This window comes from Methanolobus sp. (genome assembly GCF_016278365.1).
GTDB lineage: Archaea > Halobacteriota > Methanosarcinia > Methanosarcinales > Methanosarcinaceae > Methanolobus.
Genome location: NZ_JADQBZ010000002.1, coordinates 25885 through 45033, shown reverse-complemented (window position 1 = coordinate 45033; position 19149 = coordinate 25885). Strand labels below are relative to the sequence as shown.

General features: G+C 45.8%; 16 protein-coding genes. 10 read left to right on the top strand and 6 right to left on the bottom strand.

Annotation, left to right across the window (positions count from 1 at the left end; all coding sequences use genetic code 11):
• The first annotated feature begins 10 nt into the window (after positions 1–10).
• Genes pfkC through QZZ22_RS00285 form a run of 3 tightly spaced genes read left to right on the top strand, consistent with a single transcriptional unit; the run spans position 11 to position 3691 of the window.
• On the top strand, positions 11–1501 hold the full coding sequence (gene pfkC / locus QZZ22_RS00295) for an ADP-specific phosphofructokinase (protein ID WP_292461488.1): 1491 nt from the start codon (positions 11–13) through the stop codon (positions 1499–1501).
• A complete protein-coding gene (locus QZZ22_RS00290) occupies positions 1498–2850 on the top strand; it encodes an ADP-dependent glucokinase/phosphofructokinase (protein WP_292461486.1) in 1353 nt (450 codons plus the stop codon). Before pfkC ends, QZZ22_RS00290 begins: the two co-directional genes overlap by 4 nt.
• A gap of 1 nt (position 2851) precedes the next feature.
• Positions 2852–3691, top strand: a complete 840-nt coding sequence (locus QZZ22_RS00285; RefSeq protein ID WP_292461483.1) for a DNA glycosylase — start codon at positions 2852–2854, stop codon at positions 3689–3691.
• Between the two features lie 43 nt (positions 3692–3734).
• Here QZZ22_RS00285 and cca read toward each other — a convergent pair whose 3' ends face one another.
• Complete coding sequence (cca, locus tag QZZ22_RS00280) at positions 3735–5090, bottom strand: CCA tRNA nucleotidyltransferase (protein ID WP_292461481.1); 1356 nt, start codon at positions 5088–5090, stop codon at positions 3735–3737.
• A gap of 296 nt (positions 5091–5386) precedes the next feature.
• Between cca and QZZ22_RS00275 the strand changes: the two genes are divergently transcribed.
• From QZZ22_RS00275 to QZZ22_RS00260, 4 genes are all read left to right on the top strand, one after another.
• On the top strand, positions 5387–7693 hold the full coding sequence (locus tag QZZ22_RS00275; RefSeq protein WP_292462154.1) for an RND family transporter: 2307 nt from the start codon (positions 5387–5389) through the stop codon (positions 7691–7693).
• On the top strand, positions 7693–8790 hold the full coding sequence (locus QZZ22_RS00270; RefSeq protein WP_292461479.1) for a hypothetical protein: 1098 nt from the start codon (positions 7693–7695) through the stop codon (positions 8788–8790). The genes QZZ22_RS00275 and QZZ22_RS00270 overlap by 1 nt, the downstream gene beginning before the upstream one ends.
• A gap of 27 nt (positions 8791–8817) precedes the next feature.
• Entirely contained in the window at positions 8818–9924 is a 1107-nt protein-coding gene (locus tag QZZ22_RS00265) for a hypothetical protein (protein ID WP_292461478.1), read from the top strand.
• A gap of 72 nt (positions 9925–9996) precedes the next feature.
• Entirely contained in the window at positions 9997–10812 is an 816-nt protein-coding gene (locus tag QZZ22_RS00260; RefSeq protein ID WP_292461477.1) for a helix-turn-helix domain-containing protein, read from the top strand.
• Here the strand turns inward: QZZ22_RS00260 and proB are convergent.
• Together proB and QZZ22_RS00250 are read right to left on the bottom strand one after the other, a co-directional pair.
• The gene (gene proB / locus QZZ22_RS00255) at positions 10793–11932 is read right to left on the bottom strand and encodes a glutamate 5-kinase (protein WP_292461476.1); all 1140 of its coding nucleotides are present in this window, start codon (positions 11930–11932) and stop codon (positions 10793–10795) included. The two genes, QZZ22_RS00260 and proB, sit on opposite strands and share 20 nt — an antisense overlap.
• A gap of 52 nt (positions 11933–11984) precedes the next feature.
• Positions 11985–13340: a glutamate-5-semialdehyde dehydrogenase gene (locus tag QZZ22_RS00250; RefSeq protein WP_292461474.1), complete on the bottom strand. Its 1356-nt coding sequence runs from the start codon at positions 13338–13340 to the stop codon at positions 11985–11987.
• Between the two features lie 196 nt (positions 13341–13536).
• On the opposite strand from QZZ22_RS00250, the gene QZZ22_RS00245 reads away from it, so the two are divergent.
• Complete coding sequence (locus QZZ22_RS00245) at positions 13537–14274, top strand: sulfite exporter TauE/SafE family protein (protein ID WP_292461472.1); 738 nt, start codon at positions 13537–13539, stop codon at positions 14272–14274.
• A 32-nt stretch (positions 14275–14306) separates the two neighbouring features.
• Here QZZ22_RS00245 and QZZ22_RS00240 read toward each other — a convergent pair whose 3' ends face one another.
• The 3 genes from QZZ22_RS00240 to QZZ22_RS00230 all read right to left on the bottom strand — a co-directional run bounded on the left by QZZ22_RS00240 (position 14307) and on the right by QZZ22_RS00230 (position 16243).
• Positions 14307–14690 carry a hypothetical protein gene (locus QZZ22_RS00240; RefSeq protein WP_292461470.1) on the bottom strand — a complete coding sequence of 128 codons (384 nt, stop codon included), beginning with the start codon at positions 14688–14690 and terminating at the stop codon, positions 14307–14309.
• A gap of 137 nt (positions 14691–14827) precedes the next feature.
• The gene (locus QZZ22_RS00235) at positions 14828–15232 is read right to left on the bottom strand and encodes a hypothetical protein (protein ID WP_292461468.1); all 405 of its coding nucleotides are present in this window, start codon (positions 15230–15232) and stop codon (positions 14828–14830) included.
• 306 nt (positions 15233–15538) lie between these two features.
• A complete protein-coding gene (locus QZZ22_RS00230) occupies positions 15539–16243 on the bottom strand; it encodes a PEF-CTERM sorting domain-containing protein (RefSeq protein WP_292461466.1) in 705 nt (234 codons plus the stop codon).
• Between the two features lie 452 nt (positions 16244–16695).
• Between QZZ22_RS00230 and iorA the strand changes: the two genes are divergently transcribed.
• Both iorA and QZZ22_RS00220 read left to right on the top strand, forming a co-directional pair.
• The gene (iorA, locus tag QZZ22_RS00225) at positions 16696–18525 is read left to right on the top strand and encodes an indolepyruvate ferredoxin oxidoreductase subunit alpha (protein WP_292461464.1); all 1830 of its coding nucleotides are present in this window, start codon (positions 16696–16698) and stop codon (positions 18523–18525) included.
• Positions 18522–19112: an indolepyruvate oxidoreductase subunit beta gene (locus QZZ22_RS00220; protein ID WP_292461462.1), complete on the top strand. Its 591-nt coding sequence runs from the start codon at positions 18522–18524 to the stop codon at positions 19110–19112. The genes iorA and QZZ22_RS00220 overlap by 4 nt, the downstream gene beginning before the upstream one ends.
• The last annotated feature ends 37 nt before the right edge of the window (positions 19113–19149 follow it).

Sequence of the window (19149 nt, the reverse complement as noted above, 5' to 3'; positions counted from 1 at the left end):
GGGTGAAACAATGGACATAAATGACTGGGAGATACAATACGCAGAGGCATATGTGAACATCAAGGACTCTTTAAAGGACATAAGAGGGGTCTTTGTCGCTTATAACAGTAATATAGATGCCATCAAGCACGTCAAAGAAGAAGAAGTAAGGAAGCTGGTGGACCTTCTGGGATGCAGTGTCATCCAGGGACAGGTCGTGCAGTATCCCCGGGAGATAAAGGACCCCGTGGATCTCATGGCTCGCCTGGTCATATCCATGCGGGACGGGAAAGCGGCAGAGGTGCCTACTTACAACACAGACCTCCATGAATGGTTAATGGACAATCTCGGATTCGACCGGGCACGTATGGGCGGACAGGCAGGTATCATGTCCAACCTGCTGGCAAACCTGGGAATTCATAATGTCACCACCTATGTGCCCTGGCTGTCAAAGGAGCAGGCGGAGTATTTCGTGGATTCTCCCAACCTCCTTCATCCGGCAGTGGAGAACGGAGAGCTTGTGCTCAAGCCTCCCAGGGAAGTCTATAACCCTCATCTCAAACCCAAGGTCAACTGGATACTCGAGTTCTCAAAAGATACCAAGGTCTGCTGTGCCGGGGAATGTTTCGCAGTTCCCAGGGATAACCGTCTCATCATATCGTCCAGACCGGACTGGCTGCATATCGATATGAGCAGCGAGCTGTACGACCGGCTCCCACAGATAAGGCAGAATATAGACGGGGCACTGCTTGCTGGTTATCAGATGATCAAGGAAGAGTATGAGGACGGTACAACGTACCACGATTACGTGAAGAAGTCGGTCAATGTAATCAGCAGGCTAAAAGAATGCAATCCCAGGATGCAGATACACGTCGAGTTCACATCCATACAGAACCGTGTTATCCGCAAGGCAATTCTGACAGAGATAGTCAAAAAACATACCACATCCCTTGGACTTGATACCGTGGAGGTCGCAAACGCACTTAACGTCCTCGGATATGAGGAGCTGGCATTTGCGGTCATGAGCAAGGACGAGAAAAGCGTAATAGCTCTTTATGAAGGGGCTGTCAGGCTGCTCAATGACCTGCAACTGCAGGTGGTCAACATCCATTCCCTGGGGCACTATATCAGTCTTGTCTCTCAGGACCATCCTGTGGATGTGGAGGGCCACCGCGATGCGCTGCTGTTTGCGTCAGTACTGGCGGCTACCCAGGCTTCTATTGGATATATCAATAGTATTGATGACACAAAGGAAGGTCTCAAGGTGCCTATCTATGAAAAAGGTCACGAAGACCTTGGAAGTCTGGCTGCATATCTTGTGCACAAAGGGGTGTGTTCGATGGATGAGTTCGAGAGTGGGTGCATCAATGCCATGGGACATAGCCTTGTGATCGTGCCGACAAAGGTCGTAGACAAGCCCGCGGGCACCGTGGGCATAGGGGATGCCATCTCTGCAGGTGCCTTTATAGCCCTGCTGACCAAGATCAAAGACAAAGGGGAAAAATGTCCGGGGCATACATGAAAATACTATGCGCTTATAATGCTAACATCGATGCAATATACAAGGTGAACGGCCTGCAGATGAGTTCATTTGCTCAAGATTATGGGCAAGAGATATCCGTCAGGCTGCAGAATCCTCCTGGCTCGATATCATTGATACCTGACCTTTTTGCGGGACTGTTCCTCTGCATGCAGAATGGGACAGGGGCTGAATGGATGGTCCGGGATGAGGAAGTTTTCCAATGGCTTAAGTCAAGTTTTCTTGAAGACTCTTTCATGCGCATCGGCGGCAACATGGGCATAATGGCAAATGTCCTTTCAGAACTGGGTGCTTCCAGGGTGATACCGAACATTCCCAATCCTTCCCCGCTGCAGATGTCCTTTTTCTCTGGCAGGGCGATATACGTCCCGAGTGAAGGCGGCCTCAAAAGGATTTCCGACGTCCATCAAAGAGAGCCATCAGAAGATTCTCAGGAAATGATACATTTCGTATTTGACTTCAAGAAGGGCGATAGCTTCCTGCTTCTTGGAAAACAGATGTCAGTGCCAAGAGAGAACCGGTTCATTGCAACTTATGATCCCCTTAACTTTGAGCTGTATATAGATGAAGAATTCAGTAAATATGCTCTCAGCAACATCGGGGATATAGATGGAGCTCTGATAGCAGGATACCACATGCTGCGGGAGACCTACCCCGATGGTAGCGGCTATAAGGAAAAGCTTCGCAGGTCTCTGGAGCAGCTAAAGGCATGGAAAGACCGGAACAGTAAGCTGCATATACATGCCGAACTGGGCCATTTCTACTCGGCAGGCATAGCCTCAGATGCTTTTTCAGGCCTGGCACCCCTAGTTGACAGTATTGGTATTAATGAGGATGAACTTGCCATGCTTGCGGGTATATATAATATAGATAGTGCCGGGATACTTGAGATGGATGCCCTGTCCATAGTACGGGCATCTGCAGCCTTATGTGAATCCTTCGGAATCAGGAGGATACTTATTCACACCCGGGAGTTCGTGATTTCAGTCTCCCCCACATCAGTCTCCGAATCTGTTAAAACATTCGAAGCCCTGCACTTTGGCGTCAAATGCGCAGCAGCGTTTGCGTGTACCGGGAAACTGGCAGACAGGAACACTTTACTGGCAGTTGCCTCCGGGATAGATGAAAGTGATCCCGGCAGGATGCAGATTGCAAAGCTGGAAGACAATATCCCGATTCAGTACAGGGAAAATGGTATAATTGGTGAATATCGGGGTTATTCGGTGTGCGCAGTTCCGACCCGGTTATGCATTCATCCCGTATCGACTGTAGGGCTTGGCGACACTGTCTCTTCCGCTATATTCTTAAGGGAACTTGAACTTGGGTCATGATATGTACAAGCTTTTCTGCGAGGACTTCAACCTGGACTACACTCTTGACTGTGGACAGGCCTTCAGGTGGAACAAATTAGGTTCATGGTGGGTGGGTGTTGTTAATGGCAACATCGTCCGCTTGCAACAAGACCCTGGGAGTAACGAAGTGCTTGTGGATTCGTCCCTCTCAGAAGCATACATGGGAAATTACTTTCGTTTCGATGATGACCTTGATGACATCCTGCGCCAGGTCAATAAGGATAGTTTCATGGATGAGGCTATAAGGAAATACAGGGGACTTCGGCTTATAAGGCAGGACCCGTGGGAATGCCTGATATCCTATATGCTTGCCACTGCCTGGAGCATCCCCAACATCAAAAGAGGAATATCTATGCTGAGCAGCACCTACGGGGAGGAATTAGAGGAAGGACTTTTCAGTTTTCCTGAACCAGAAGCCCTTGCAGATCTATGTGACGGTGAACTGAGGGACTGCAAACTGGGATTCAGGTCAAATCGCATAGTTAAAGCTGCAAAGCATGTGGTTGATGGGAATCTGGTGCTGGATGATCTTTTCACAATTGGCTATAAAGAAGCAAAACAGCGCCTGATGTTTCTGGAAGGTATAGGTGAGAAAGTCGCCGACTGCATCCTGCTCTTTGCATTTGATAAAATGGAAGCTTTTCCAGTGGACACCCACGTCGAGAAGGTCGTCAGGCATTACTACGGCGACCATGAATTCTTCAACGGCACTGCCACAAAGAGCAAAATCGGGGATTGGGGACGCATGTATTTCGGAGAATACTGTGGTTATGCACAGCAGTATTTCTTTTACCAGAAGAGGCTTGAAGGCCTCATCTGATTTATGTAAATGAAACTAAAAATGCATGTGGGATCAGTATGCTTCAGTCAGTTTTCCATTTCCTCAGGAATCTCCTGAAATCCTCCTCTTTTATGTTGCAGATATCTTCGTTCTCCAGCACCATATATCCTTCTTTCACGGCCTGTGTAAGTTGCTTTCCCATGGAGCAGGTTGCCAGTCTCTCGTCAAGGAGGACTTTTGCTGCCGAGTACTTCCTTCTAATGTCCGCAACATAGTTTCCGTCCTCTATGTAAAAAGCGAAAGCTTCCTCTGAACCCTTATACTTTGATATGAAGCTCTGTGCATGCTTCCGTTCCCATACTGGCGGACCCCGATGCTTCTTGACATAGGGTAACCTTGCAGAGCTCAATTCTAGTATAACTATAGCTTCCTTTCCTGCCCATCTGCCGCTGTTCAATATAATAAAATCATGCTGTTCAAGTAGCGCTCGTACACTGGCTTCCATTTTGTCCAGCTGTGGATAAAGAACATCATCAACAACATCCGGCTTCCTGAAAATAATTGCAATAAAGGAGCTTTTCCTTTCGGATATCATTTCCAGCATTTCCTGATCAGTAAGGGGTTTCTCGGGCACAGGGAAGAAGAACTCGGGGGTAGACTCCTCCAAATAGGAACAGCACATGTCAATGAAAATGGCAAACTTTTCTACAGAAAGGGCTGCAGCCACATTTCTTTTGGGGTCGGTTGGATCAACTACTACAAGTGGTTCCTTATGTTCCACAGAACCATGTTCCCGGAGGTCGATAATAATTCCCGGTTTCCAGTTGCATGCATTGGATATGACCTCTCTGAAAGAACCATAACGGATGATCAGCAGTTCCGTGAGGTATCCGGAAAAGCCCTGGGTTCGCAGTTCTGAACCGTAGACGCCGGTACCTTTCATGAACTGCTTAAGCTTGAGAACTTCATCTTCGATTCCTCTGATGTGCTTTTTGATGAACTTATTGTGAAAGGGTGTTCTGTCAACAGCAGATTTTATGTTCGAGGCGCAGTCCACCGCAAAACAGGGAACTACATCAACATCGAATCCTTTGTACTTCATATTAAGATAAGGGTGTTCAGCATAGCGCTCTTCGAATCTGTCCGCATCCTTTGCTATTTCCCTTGCTATCATCAGGCCGTGCTTTTCCAGCTCTTCCCTTGTAGTATGTACCGGGAAAGGAATAAAGATATCCAGATCATGGGTCCCGGAAGTCCATGTTCCTCTGGCGGCGGAACCCACAAGTTTTGCCCGGATGTCTTGAATTCCGAGTGTAGTCGCAGTGGAATCCACTTTCTGAAGAAGTTCTTCTACTACCAGAAGGAGCCTCTTTCTCTCCCCCGGGGAAGGTTTGACTCTGCTGAGAACTTCAATTTCCACATCCATTATCGTATCCATTTGAGAGTTAGTTCTTTTTTTCTGATATCAAGTTTTGCATATCCAGTAGTCAAATTTAGCTGAAATCCGGTAAGTTTCAATTTTCTATCCTTACATTTCGGTTTTTATTAACATTGATGTGTTGTTATTATAATAACAACAAATTCTCTCGTTTTGATAAACTATTTATAGAATTAATCTTATCTATGCCCGATAAGATATATGTTCAAACCTGACGAAAAATCGCGGAGGCATTATATATAAAGAACTTCTTTGAGAGGCTTGGCCAGTTTATTGAAGATAACACCATCCCTATTATTCTCATTGCCCTCTTATGCATCATTATTTCATTCCAGGGTGCCCAGTTCATAGAGATGAGGTCAGGTACAGATACCTTTGTCGAAAAGACCTCCACACTGTATCAGGACTTTGACCACCTCTATCTCAATCTCTTTAGCACAGGGTCGATAGTCATCCTTTTAGAAGGTGATGACGTCACAAATCCTGCTGCTCTCCAGGCAATGGACCGTATACACCAGGTTGCCCGGAATATCCCGGGTGTACTGGAGGTAACGTCCCCATCTCAGGTAATCAAGGAAGCCAATTACCGCAATACAGGCACCAGGATAATCCCTGACGATGCCGAGACTCTCGATTCGCTCATTGCTTCCGATATGCCTTCATATATAATGCCTGACAGGACTCACGCGGTTATCTCTGTTGTGTTCAGCGGGACCACTTCAGACAGCACGCAGGAAGAGATTCTTCGTGAAACAAAAGCTGCTATCAGGTTCGCCGAATTCCCTCCGGGCTATAAGGTAATTGTTACAGGGGATGTGGCTTTCAACAATGCGATGAACAACGAGATGAATTCCAGTATGGGTACACTGCTTGTAATTTCAGTACTTCTGATGGTACTGGTACTGTATGTCGTCTTCAAGCATGTGCGCTGGAGACTTCTCCCTCTTCCGGTGGTCTTGCTGGGTATTATTTTCACTTTTGGGGCAATGGGTTATCTGGATATTCCTATGACGATGGTCTCAATGGCAGCCTTTCCTGTACTCATAGGTCTTGGGATTGACTATGCGATACAGTTCCATAACCGTATCGAAGAGGAATTCGAACGTAACCACTCTGCTGCTAATGCTGTGATCGAGACAGTTAAGCACACGGGACCTGCAGTTTTGATTGCACTTATAATCACTGCACTTGGGTTTGTATCGCTTTTCACTTCTTCCGTTCCTATGGTGCAGGACTTTGGGAAACTGCTGCTTATAGGAATCATTATGTGCTTTATTGCTTCCCTGTTCGTGGGCGTGACAATTCTTTATGGCTTTCATGAAGTTTCACAACATCCTCTTTTCACAAAACTCTCTTTCAGGAAAAAGTCACTCCCGGATGCAAAGAAGAAACGCGGAAATGAGGTGCATAAGCCTGATCTGATAGAAAAGCTGCTGGAAAAGGCGGCCGTTATCTCTATGCGCCATCCTTTAATTGTGATTGGGATTGCAGGTTTCCTTTGTCTTGGCGGTCTGTATTTTGACGCACAGGTTCCGATACAGACTGATGTTCAGACATTCGTTCCTCAGGATATGCCTGCACTTATTGATCTGGTCCACCTGGGTGAGATTCTGGGAGGAGATGAGGAACTCAATCTAATTATAAAAACGGACAATAATGCTGACCCCCGACTGCTGGAGTGGATAGACCATTTTTCATCCCATGAGGTTGATAACCGGGGCCATATATACAGTTCATCCAGTATCGCCGATACTGTCAAGTCCATGAATGAAGGGACAATACCCGATAATTCCCAGGATATCAAAGAATTGTACATGCAGATACCGGAAGTCCAGAGGGAGAGATATCTGCATGGAAATAATATGCTGGTCCTGAACCTGGGCATTGGTAATGCGATGGGAGAACTCGGACTGGAAGGCATCAAAGACCTTACGCATATAGTCGAAGAGGACATCGGATGGATGCCACCTCCACCAGGCACCAGTGTCACAATAACAGGTAGTTCTGTGGTGTTCTTTACGGTCATCTCCGCACTTACTTCCGGGCGTATGATGATGACACTGCTTGGGCTTGTGCTGGTCTTTGCAGGGCTTCTTGTGATATACCGTGACTACCTGAAGGCCTTGACCCCGGTAATCACTATGTTCATGGTCATTGGCTGGTCTGGCGGACTGATGTACTATCTGGGAATAGAATACACTCCTATGACCGCCACACTGGGGGCCCTCATCCTCGGTGTCGGTTCGGAGTATGCGGTGCTCATGATGGAGAGATACTTTGAGGAAAGGGAAAAAGGAGCCTCTCCGGAAGAAGCAATGAAGGAGTCAAGTGTTAAGATAGGAAAAGCTATTGTTACTTCCGGTCTTACAACGGTTTTTGGATTCTCGGCCCTGATAGCTTCACCCTTCAGCATGACAAGTAATTTCGGTTTTATAACTGTCTTAAATGTCATCCTGGCACTGCTTGCTTCTTTCATTGTATTCCCGGCAGTTATAGTGCTGCTTGACAAGCACCGTGAGAACAGGAAACAGGGGAAGGATAAGCATGCTTTGCACATTGTTGGTTCTGATGGAAAAACAGCGCCCATGGAGGCAGCGTTCTGATGAGTATAAATGATAAAATGCTTCTAAGGAGGTTTAGTCTTGTAGCTGCTGGGCTCTGTATCCTTATGGCTGCAGTGATCCCTATGATGTCAGTGTCAGCAGCAAAGGAATTCATACCTCCTGCTTATGAACTTACTACAAACTACTACCGAAGCTACGGTGAACCCGACATATCAGTTTCCGTGTTAGGTGATACCGAGCTTGAAAGGGGAGAAACTGCTAACCTGGAAATTGTCCTTTCTAACAGGGGCATATTCTACGGTGTCAAAAGTATCACCAATGTTGGCACATCCAATTCAGATCATGCACAATCTTTGCAGGAACTGGAATATGAAAAGCTCCGGACGACTGCCTATGGGATAAAGACAGGCCTTGTCTCAGGTACGGAATATATCATGGTAGATTCTGCAACCAGTAGCCAGACGCTGAAAGACCCATTATATCCGGGCACGTTGCCAGAAAATCCACTGGTGTATACAGTTACTGTATCCAATAATGCACCGGCTGGAGTTTACATGTTGGAGATGCCTATAAGCTATGAATATCAGAGTGATGTCAGAATGACAGGTGGCAAGGCAGTAACCTTGGGCCTTCCCGACCTTGATCACGTGAAATACTATACTCCTGTGAATAAGACGCTTTATATTCCGGTAATTGTAAAGCCAGCTGCAAAATTTGAAGTCATGGCTGTTTCCGGTGGGCTTGTAGCTGGCAGAGAAACTACTGTCAATATCACCTATGCTAATGTAGGCGATTTTCCTGCAACAGACGCGGTTGCCAGAGTGATATTGATGAAACCCCTCTCAGTGGACAGCTCCGTTCATTCTCTTGGCACAATAATGCCCGGTGAGAGCAGGACGGTTTCATTTAGCATCTCCTCGGATGGGCAGGCACTTGATAAAACATATGCTCTTGACACAGAAATAAAATATCGTGATACGGATGATAACCTTGCTTATTCCGGAAATATGAAGGCCAATGTCAGGATGCAGTCCCCTGAGAGGCAATTCAATATCACAAGGATGGCTCTGGCAGGCATACTGATCATGTGTGTTGTACTTGTAATCAAATCTCTTAAAAAGAATCGCAAAGGATAAACATGAGTTAGGATCGGAGGAAAATACATGCCCAATCTGGAACACTTGAAAAGAATAACTTCGATAATCATATTGACATTGATATTCATGCAGGCGGCAGTGCCCGTAAATGCACAGATGTCTGTAATGGACATCAGGATGCCTGATTTCTTCAATTTCGACGAGAATTATTATACGGTATACGGCGGACCTGACGTGAGTGCAACATTCATTGGAAGCAATGAGTTCTCCCGCGGAGATGAAGTAACTATTAATCTGGAACTCATGAACAAAGGTGTTGTGACAGGCTTCAAGTCAGAAACAAGATCAAATTCGCTGACAACTCTTGAGCAGAAGATACAGCAGAGTGAAATGGGTTATGAATCACAGAGAACTACTGCTATTGGTATAGTCACTATGCTCAATTCCACCAACTCTTATATCAGAGTTAAGTCCGGTCCTCAGGAAGCCGGAACACTGCCCAGTGGCCAGCAGGCTGAGAATCCGGTAAAGTTCAACATAGAGATTTCAAATAATGCACCTTCTGGCACTTATCCGCTTACACTTGACATGTTCTATGGTTACCAGGAGAATGTGCAGATTAGTGGTGATGATGAGACCGACCTTGGGATAACCAATATGGAAGTTGGTCTGTGGTATGCTGTAGGGCATCAGAACCAGACTGTGAATATTATTGTAAAGGACGAAGCCCGCTTTGAGGTCGTGGAAGTTGAAGGCGACCTATACGCCAATCAGGAGAACCTCCTTTACGTGACGTTCAGGAACAGTGGGGAGGAATCTGTGAAGGATGCGATAGTCCGGATAAGTGCTGATACTCCTTTCAGTACTACTGACGATCAGGCTTTCCTTGGCTCTATTGCACCCGGGGAAACTGCAAATGCGCTATTCAAATTAAAAGTAGATGAATCTGCTGTGCCAAAGGATTATGCCATCAACAGTGAGATCAGGTATGAGGATAGCGATGGACACAGCCGGATATCTGACACGCTCAAGATCCGGACCCATACATTGCCTGCAAGGTCTGTTTTTGACGGACTCTCCGGGAACACATGGATATTTGCGATCATAGCCATCGCACTTGTGGCCGTGGCCGGATATTTCGCTTACGGCAGGTTCTTTAAGAATAAGGGATAAACTCCCTTATTTCCTCCGGGCCTACTATGGAACACAATACTCTAATGCAATTCTTTAATTCGGTTTACTGATATGGTATATCTTATCGATTCTCTGCGCAATCTAGGATTGACTGCTTATGAGGCGAAAGTGTTTGTAGCTCTCACTAAGAAGGGCAGCAGTACTGTTGCTGATGTGCATGAGCTTTCCGGCATTCCCCGGTCCGCTGTCTATGGCGCGCTGAAAAAACTGGACGAAAAGGGCATAATCGAAGTCCGGAATACCAAGCCTATGGAATATAAATGCGTTCCTCCCAAGATTGCTATTGAAAGACTGAAAACGGATTTTGACCTCGAATCCGGCAATGCGCTCCTTCAGCTTGAGGAGATTTATGAGTCTGTTGATTCTAATGGCAATGACGAGTCCATATGGACAATAAACGGCTATCGGCATGTAACAGAAAAGATGATGCAGATAGTAAGTGGTGCAAGAAAAGAACTCTTTTTGACTGCTCCGCATCCTTTCAACAGGGAAGTACCCGGGACGACTCCCAGAATGGCTGAAAAGAACACTTGTGTAATGCTTGATACTTTGCTTGAGAAAATCAATTCCGGGATTATTGTTAGGTTAATATCTTATGATCTTGAAAAGGCCTGTCACATTGCAAAGGCTCTTCCCGGGGCTCATGTAAAGTTATACTCAAGAAAAGGCGAGGAGTTGCCTTCAAAAGGCGGTATCATCGTTGTTGACTCCAGTGAAGTTCTAATCGATATAAAAGAAGTCGCAGGGAGCAAAGAGGATCTGACCGCCTTATGGTCCAACGGGAAAGAGTTTGTGACTATATTCAGGCATCTGCTGGAAGTCGAGTGGGAATCTTCGGAAGATATCACTACTTTTCCGAATGATTGAACAGTCCGATGTTCTCTTTTTTGACAACATTGTTATAGTTCTTATAGCCAAGAATGTCCGCTATCAGGTTGGTATGCTTTCCCTTGATCTTTTCCAGTTCGTCGGATGTATAGTCAGTTATACCTTTTGAGAATACTTCTCCATTGCATTTGATCTCTATGATGTCACCTCTGTCAAAGGTGCCATTGACATTGATGACACCTGATGGAAGCAGGCTCATGCTGCCCATTATGGCATCCCTTGCACCTTCATCGACATCCACCGAGCCTGATGATTTTGAGAGTATTATCCAGCGTATCCTGTTCTTGTGCACTTCCTGGTTTGCAAGGAACAAGGTGCCGATATCTTCCCCTGCAAGCACTCTTCTGACAACATCCTCAGTGCTGCTGTTTGCAATTATCATATTGCAGCCCGCCATATGGCATATCTTGGCTGCCTTTATCTTTGTACGCATCCCGCCGACACCTTTCATGCTGGTAGGGTTGCCCCCATAGCTCTCCACTTCAGGTGTGATTTCCTCAATGACACTTATCATCTGTGCATCATGGTTACGCTTGGGATTCTTATCGTACAGGCCATCGATGTCGGAAAGTATTATCAACAGATCTGCTTCTGTTTTGCTTGCTACCATCGCTGAAAGTTTGTCATTGTCCCCGAAGGTGGCTTCTATCTCATTGACGCATACAGTATCGTTCTCATTGATAATGGGAATAACTCCGTAGCTGAGCAGCGTGGAAATGCTGTTCCTCAGGTTGAGGTAGGTTAGCCGGTTCGAAAATGATTCGTATGTAAGGAGTATCTGGGCCACCTTAAGATTGTGCCTGGCAAAAGAATTACTCCACTCCTGCATAAGTACACTCTGCCCTACTGCTGCACAGGCCTGCCGGATGGGTATTTCCCGGGGGCGACAGTCAAGGCCAAGGATATCGATGCCTATGCCGATGGCGCCTGAACTTACCAGGATGACCTGTTTGCCCTGTGCATGCAATGTAGCAACCTGGGAAGCCATGTCGTCCATTAACCGGTGATTGAGGTTTCCATCCTCGGTGCTGATGGAAGACGTGCCTATCTTCACCACTATCTTGTTAAGAATGCTAAAGAGCTCTTTCCTATTGATCACGATCAATGCCTCTGTAGTAAAGGGATAAGGGGTATGCGCACCTTTTATGAACTCATTCTATATCCATTATTTCCGAGATGTTCTTGTCCAGCTTTTTGTGAGTGAACTCACGGGCATCAGGACCTACATAGTCTGCCACTTTGTCGCCCTTACCAAGGAGTATATATTTGTATATCAGCAGCCCTTCCATTCCTACGGGCCCCCTTGCATGGACCTTGTTCGTACTGATGCCTACTTCTGCGCCTTTTCCGTAACGGAATCCATCGGCAAATCTGGTGGAAGCATTAACCATTATACTTGAAGAATCTACAAGGTCCTTGAATAATCTTCTATTGTAAAGGTTCTCTGTGATGATGGCATCAGTATGATGAGAACCATATGTGTTTATATGATCAATGGCCTCTTCGATGGAACTTACGACCTTAATGGAAATGATGAGATCGTTGTATTCTGTCGACCAGTCCTCTTCCGTAGCCCGGACTATGCTCTTGAGAAACTCGATGTGCTCAAGAATAGCATAGGACTTCCCATCACATCGCATTTCTACTCCTGCACTGTCAAACATCTGTGCCATTGCGGGCAGGAACTTCTCAACCACATTTTCATGGACCAGCAATGTCTCGATGGCGTTACAGACTGCAGGGTACTGCACCTTGGAGTCTAAGCAGACACTGTAGGCTTTACCAAGGTCCGCATTGCTATCAACATACGCGTGGCATATGCCATCTGCATGCCCCAGGACTGGTATCCTTGTGTTATCCTGGATGAATTTCACGAAAGCATTGGAGCCTCTGGGAATCAATAGGTCGATGTATGCATCCATGCTCAAAAGGTCCTTTACTTCCTCCCTTGTTTCTATTAACTGGAAAGCACCCTCTGGCATTCCTTCAATAGACTGTGCTGCCTCCACAAGTATCTCGAATATTACGCGATTGGAATTGGATGCTTCGCTCCCGCCCTTGAAAATGGTGGAGTTCCCGCTTTTGAGGCACAAAGACATAACCTGTGGCACTACGTCAGGACGCGCCTCAAATATCACGCCGATAAGTCCTATGGGACAACTTACCTGGTAGAGCTCAAGTTCCTTGTCAAGCTCAAGGGCGCTGATGGTCTCACCCACAGGGTCATCCAGCTTAATAACATCTCTTATCCCGCTTATCATTCCGGTGATCTTGCTGTCATTGACCTTCAGCCTGTCCACAAGCGCCTGGGGAAGCTCTCCTTTTCTTTTGAGCTTATCTGCAAGTTCAACATCCCTTACGTTCGCTTCCAAGATGGCCTGGCGGTTCTCATCCAGTGCCTTTGCCATAGCTTCAAGGGCAGCGTTCTTTGTCGCCGTGTCAACACTTGCAATTATTATAGATGCCCTTTTTGCCTGCATCACTTTAGCTTCGATATCTGTAACCATGAATAATCATCCGGATAAGTTTGTAAAAGAAGATTGGAATTTGTTTCTCGCAACTACAATATAACCTAATGCAAATAATTCTTTACACATATATTTGTCGATGTACTTTGCTTTCTGCCCGAACCCAGCCACATGATGAGAACTTTCAGGAGCCTTTACATAATCTTTTTACTATCTGCTAACAAATATGTTGTAAATGCCAGACCCGGATATCCTCTTTTTCATTGCTGCATTATTTTCAGAGATAGTCGGGACCATGGCAGGTTTCGGCTCTTCTACGATCTTTCTTCCCATAGCTTTGCTCTTCTTCGACTTCAGGACCGCACTAATATTAGTAGCGATATTCCATATGTCAGGTAACATTGGCAGGATCGCCTTCTTCAGGCATGGTTTTGATAAAGGGATGTTGCTCAGGTTCGGTCTCCCAAGTGTCATATTTACAATCATTGGTGCATTGCTTGTAGATTATGTGCCACAGCACCTTCTGAAACTGATACTTGGTCTTTTCTTCATTATCTATGTCGTGTTTTCAATCTCCCATCCCGGTCTGGCCGTGCAACCAACAGGAAGGAACACCTTGGTTGGCGGCAGCATTTCCGGCTTTTTCGCCGGGCTGATAGGTACGGGCGGTGCGCTTAGAGGCTCTTTCCTGACCTCCTATGGCCTTGAGAAATCGGTCTATATCTCCACAGCTGCTGCAATCTCGCTGGCTGTGGATATGTCCCGGATACCTGTCTATCTCGCAAGCGGGTATCTCTCCCAAGAGTATTATTATTTTATCCCGGTCCTTTTTATAGTGGCGATTGCGGGTTCATTCATCGGGAGAAGAATTATATCAAAGGTGCTACAGGAAAAGTTCAGGATATTCGTGCTGGTTTGCATCGGTATAGTGAGCATGAAGTTTATTTATGATGGGTTGGTATTTGCATTTTGATGCATTTTACTGTTGTTTGAACATTAAGTCATTCACAAAAGCCTTTCCACTACTGCCATGATGACCTCAAGAGATATGAGGGCTATGACTATCCATTCCAGATAATTGGAGTGTTGGGTGCGGACCTCTTCAGAGAGCATGGAATAATTATCCCTGATCACTTCTATCTTATGACTGACACTTTCACTCCACTGATTGCTTCGCAGTTTTCTTAAGACCGATGCATATCCCCTGGCATAGTAGATATCCTCGGTGACCTTGATCAGATTGTTTACCTTTTCGGTAACTTCGGACAGCTCGGCATTATTCTGCATCAATTGCATCATGATGGTTCGGTACTTCTGTCTCCTTCTTAATGGAGGAAGGTTGTCGGCAATCACGATGTCTTCATACATCTTTCCTATCTGGCGGCTCAATTCCCTGTCATAGTAGCGCAGTTCGAAAACCTGTACATTTGCAAACTCGATGAGGTCGAAAAGATCGGTGGGACTCTCCGGATTGCATAGCGGGCCGAGCCCTAGGATAGGATGGCAACATCCTCTTTAGTATAACTTTATGAATCTTTGAAGATCTCTTCTTTCATATGGGGGGGACAATCTCTTTTTTCCACTGCAAGCAAGGGTATCGGGTCTATGGAGCCGTCCATCCAGTCCATCATGTATATGGTGTAATCCTCAAAGAAATCCGGGCTTAACGCAAATCCTCTGCTGTGGGGTTTGAGCATATCCGCAAGTGCATTGAGATGTGACAGGAACAGATCCGAAAGTCCTTCCTGTTCTGCAAAAAGAAGCGCAGTTTCCTCCAGGAGCGCAAAATCATACTCCGGCCTTTCATATATAAAACACAGGCTGATGACCCCTATGTCAAATATGCGGGCAAATACGCTGAAATTAAAAGTCCTGCCGTCTTTTTCCACAATGGACTGCCCCATCCTTATCTGGAGGGGAGGTGCATCCATTATGATAGCTGTGGGCTTGACACGCAGGAAACTTGTCCTTGCAGTGGGGAAACTGTTGGCAAGCTCCTTTTCAAGCCAGTCGAGATATATTTCCAGTCCGATATCATAGATCCTGTAAAACCGAAGTGCTATCGCATCGCATGCTATCCTGCATGGTGGTTATTTTACTCCTCTTGATGCTGTTCATGTAGATACGGGCAGCGGTCGGAATAAATTAGATGATCGTATTGGGCTTTTAGTGAGAAGGACTAGAAAATAGAAAAGTAAGAGGATTAAATCCTCTACTTTAAATCCCGTCTTTTATCTTCATTCCTTTCTGCGCTGGAAGAAGAGTGCAAGACCAATGATTGCAATCATCGGAAGCGCAACAGTTGGGAACTCTGGTATATTTGTAGGGTCTTCGATAATAACCTGTCCTATAGTACCTATAGTGAAGTCATCAAATCCAAAATAGTCAGTTCCTGATGCAGTATTTCCAAATGTCACTTTTACGAAAGGATGATCCACATCAATGAAACCAAAGTAAATTACAGTCCCGCCCATAGTGTTTGTTTTATGAGGAACAGTAAGAGTCTCACTGGTTCCATCTTCGTAAGTAATGGTAAGCTGCCCATTATAGTCTCCGACATCAATCCCATAAAAACCAAATGCAACCTGTGGATCTGTGAACTCTAGATAGAAATCGGAACTCGCTTCCCAGTATTTGCTTCCTGAAATAGGATATCGTCCAACGTTGGTCGCACCTTCATAGACAGAGCCTGTGCCTTGCAATGTCGCCGTTCCTGCCACTCCAAAGTTAACTGATAGTGGTGCAGATGTTCCATGACTAAAGCTCTCTAGGTCTTCTACACCAGGGTTTACAAGATGCGCTAGGAAATTGTCACGAGCCTCATCAGCATTAGGGTGGCTTGTTAGGGGAGTACCTTCTCCTAGCCCAGTGTCTTCACCGAAAAAGGTCATAGGGGCCGCCGCAGAAATCCCAAGGGACAGTGACAATAGAGTTAACGCCACAATTGCTTTTATGAATACATTGGTTTGTATTCTGTCTCTAATATTTTTCATTTAGTATCGTACCTCCACGAAAGTTTGCATATGGTAAATCTAGCCAACTAAGTGTGAGTAACAAAAACAAATAATGAAATGTTATTGTTCTCATTTCCAAGCGACAGAATCTACTTTAATAAGTACTACATTTAAGTAAGATAAATACTTTTTTACTATCTGCTTATTTTCACTAAGTTCTATTAATATGGTTATATATTATTCCATTAAGGCACAAACTTGCTTTCATGCAGAACTCGACTCATTTTGAATAAAGCAGTTTGTAGTAAGCAATTATTAAGGTAAAGAACTATGAGTACGACATTTTTAAGCTTAAATCCACTCACTTAACTGATAGTCTCCACCGCTCCTTCGGATATGTTTATTAATAATCATTAAGTTAGGGCTAGCAGGAGATTCTCATGATAAAACGCGAGTATATGCTGGGAAATGATGCGATAGCGCGCGGTATAGTGGAAAGTGGAGCGCAGGTAATATCCGGTTACCCAGGCACACCCTCCTCCGAGATAATCGGCACCCTTGCTTCAATGAAGGAAAGGAATTTCTATGTCGAATGGTCGGTGAATGAGAAGGTCGCTTTTGAGGTAGCTGCAGGCGCCGCCATGGCGGGTGTGCGTTCTGTCGTCACCATGAAACATGTGGGGCTTAATGTAGCAGCAGACCCGCTGATGACTCTTGCATACACAGGTATCAAGGGTAGTATGATCATCATCGTTGCGGACGACCCTTCATGCCATTCGTCGCAGAACGAGCAGGATACCCGCAGGTACTCGCAATTCGCGCTTATTCCATGTCTGGACCCATCAACACCTCAGGAAGCAAAAGACATGATGTCCTATGCATCCGAATTGTCCGGCAAGATGCAGATGCCCGTTATTTTCAGGCCTACAACACGCATATCACACGGGAAATCCGATGTGGTACTCGGAAATGTAACTCCAGACAAGCCGGTGGCAGATTTCCGGAAAGAACTTGAAAGATGGGTCATGATCCCTAAAAATGCTCGTCTACGCCACATTCATTTGCTTGAGTTGCAAAAGGATATTCTCAGGGAGCTTGAGAACTCTCCCTGGAACGAGCTGGATATCTGTGAGGACGCAAAGTTTGGCGTCATTGCATCAGGAATTGCATCTGTCTATGCAAAAGAAGCACTCCTCAAACTGGGCATAAATGCATCACTCCTAAAGATTGGGATCTATCCTGTTCCTGAGAACCAGATACGGACCATGTTGGAGAATGTGGACCAAGTACTCGTTTTCGAGGAAATGGAGCCTGTTGTCGAGGAGCAGGTGAGGATAATAGCGCAGCAGGCAGGCTTGAGTGTTGAGATCATCGGTAAAATGCAGGGTCCTGTTCCAAGAATATTTGAATTGAACACTGATATATGTGCAGATGTCCTTGCAGAAGTCCTGGGACTTGAAAGAACTGCTGTTCCGATTGATGCCGGTGAGGATTTCGATTATAATATCTGCAGAATTGACCTTCCGATGCGCCCGCCTGTTATGTGTCCGGGATGTTCTCACAGGGCAACTTTCCATGCTATGAAAAAAGTATATGGTAAAGACGCAATCTTCCCAAGCGACATTGGCTGCTATACTCTGGGTATCCAGAGTGGAACTGTTGACACGACCCTCTGCATGGGCGGAAGTATAACAGTTGCAAGCGGGATGTATCAGGCCGGTGAGAAAAAACCTATCTGCTGCTCAATTGGGGACTCCACATTTTTCCACACCGGAATGAACGGTCTCCTCAATGCTATCTATAATAAAGCTGACATCACGGTTACTATCGTGGACAACCGCACCACTGCAATGACCGGCCACCAGCCGAATCCCGGTATGGGTAAAACTGCCACAGGTGAGGATACTGTGGAGGTTTCCCTGGAAGCGCTTTGCAGGGGACTTGGCGCTGAATTTGTCGAAGTTGTTGATGCTTATGACCTTGAACAGACTGAAGAGGTGTTTAAGAGGGCAAAAAGTTACAATGGAACTTCTGTTGTAATCACGAAGCAGCTTTGTGTTATCGATGCAAAACGTTCGGGTATTCGCAGGAAACCATTTATCATCGATGCTGGAAAATGTACCGGGTGCAAGATATGTGTAAGGCTTGGTTGTCCTGCAATTGAATTTGACGTTAAGGCCAAAAAGGCTTCTATCAATAGCATGTGTGCTGGCTGCGGAGTATGTTCCCGCATGTGCAAGTTCGATTCTATCTCGGAGGTGAAGAAATGAGTGCTCCAGGAATATCCCAATTTGACCTTATCATTGCCGGTGTGGGCGGACAGGGTGCCATCCTTGCATCTGATATTATAGGCAAGGCTGCCGTAAAGGAGAACCTGTCTGTACGTGCAGCAGAAACTCATGGAATGGCACAACGTGGCGGTTCTGTGGTTAACCATATAAGACTAGGATGTGAACTTGGTTCAATGATCCCTCTGAAAAGCGCCGATGTGCTGCTTGCTCTTGAACCAAGCGAGGCACTGAGGTATCTGGAATATCTTTCAGAGGATGGAGTGATCATAGTGAACACCGACCCGATACTTCCGGTAACTGTAACTTCAGGACTTTGTACTTACCCTGATGTCGATGATATTGTCTCGATCTTAAGGGAAAATCGGGAAGTAAAAGCCTTCAATGCAAATGAGCTTGCAAAAGAGGCAGGACATCCGCAATCTATGAATGTTGTCATGGTGGGCGCAGTCTCAAATTACCTGCCAATGTCTGTTGATTCAATGCTGGAATGTGTCAGGGAACTTGTCCCACCAAAGACCATTGACATCAATGTCAGGGCATTTGAAGTGGGCAGGTCTCAGGTATAGTGTTGGTAGTGCTTATCTGCCCTCTTCTTTTTTCTGC

Bases quoted from the DNA above. Each gene is read 5' to 3' on its own strand.
- pfkC (WP_292461488.1), top strand. From the start codon at position 11: ATGGACATAAATGACTGGGAGATACAATACGCAGAGGCATATGTGAAC.
- QZZ22_RS00290 (WP_292461486.1), top strand. From the start codon at position 1,498: ATGAAAATACTATGCGCTTATAATGCTAACATCGATGCAATATACAAG.
- QZZ22_RS00285 (WP_292461483.1), top strand. From the start codon at position 2,852: ATGTACAAGCTTTTCTGCGAGGACTTCAACCTGGACTACACTCTTGAC.
- cca (WP_292461481.1), bottom strand. From the start codon at position 5,090: ATGGATACGATAATGGATGTGGAAATTGAAGTTCTCAGCAGAGTCAAA.
- QZZ22_RS00270 (WP_292461479.1), top strand. From the start codon at position 7,693: ATGAGTATAAATGATAAAATGCTTCTAAGGAGGTTTAGTCTTGTAGCT.
- QZZ22_RS00265 (WP_292461478.1), top strand. From the start codon at position 8,818: ATGCCCAATCTGGAACACTTGAAAAGAATAACTTCGATAATCATATTG.
- QZZ22_RS00260 (WP_292461477.1), top strand. From the start codon at position 9,997: ATGGTATATCTTATCGATTCTCTGCGCAATCTAGGATTGACTGCTTAT.
- QZZ22_RS00250 (WP_292461474.1), bottom strand. From the start codon at position 13,340: ATGGTTACAGATATCGAAGCTAAAGTGATGCAGGCAAAAAGGGCATCT.
- QZZ22_RS00245 (WP_292461472.1), top strand. From the start codon at position 13,537: ATGCCAGACCCGGATATCCTCTTTTTCATTGCTGCATTATTTTCAGAG.
- QZZ22_RS00235 (WP_292461468.1), bottom strand. From the start codon at position 15,232: ATGGATGCACCTCCCCTCCAGATAAGGATGGGGCAGTCCATTGTGGAA.
- iorA (WP_292461464.1), top strand. From the start codon at position 16,696: ATGATAAAACGCGAGTATATGCTGGGAAATGATGCGATAGCGCGCGGT.
- QZZ22_RS00220 (WP_292461462.1), top strand. From the start codon at position 18,522: ATGAGTGCTCCAGGAATATCCCAATTTGACCTTATCATTGCCGGTGTG.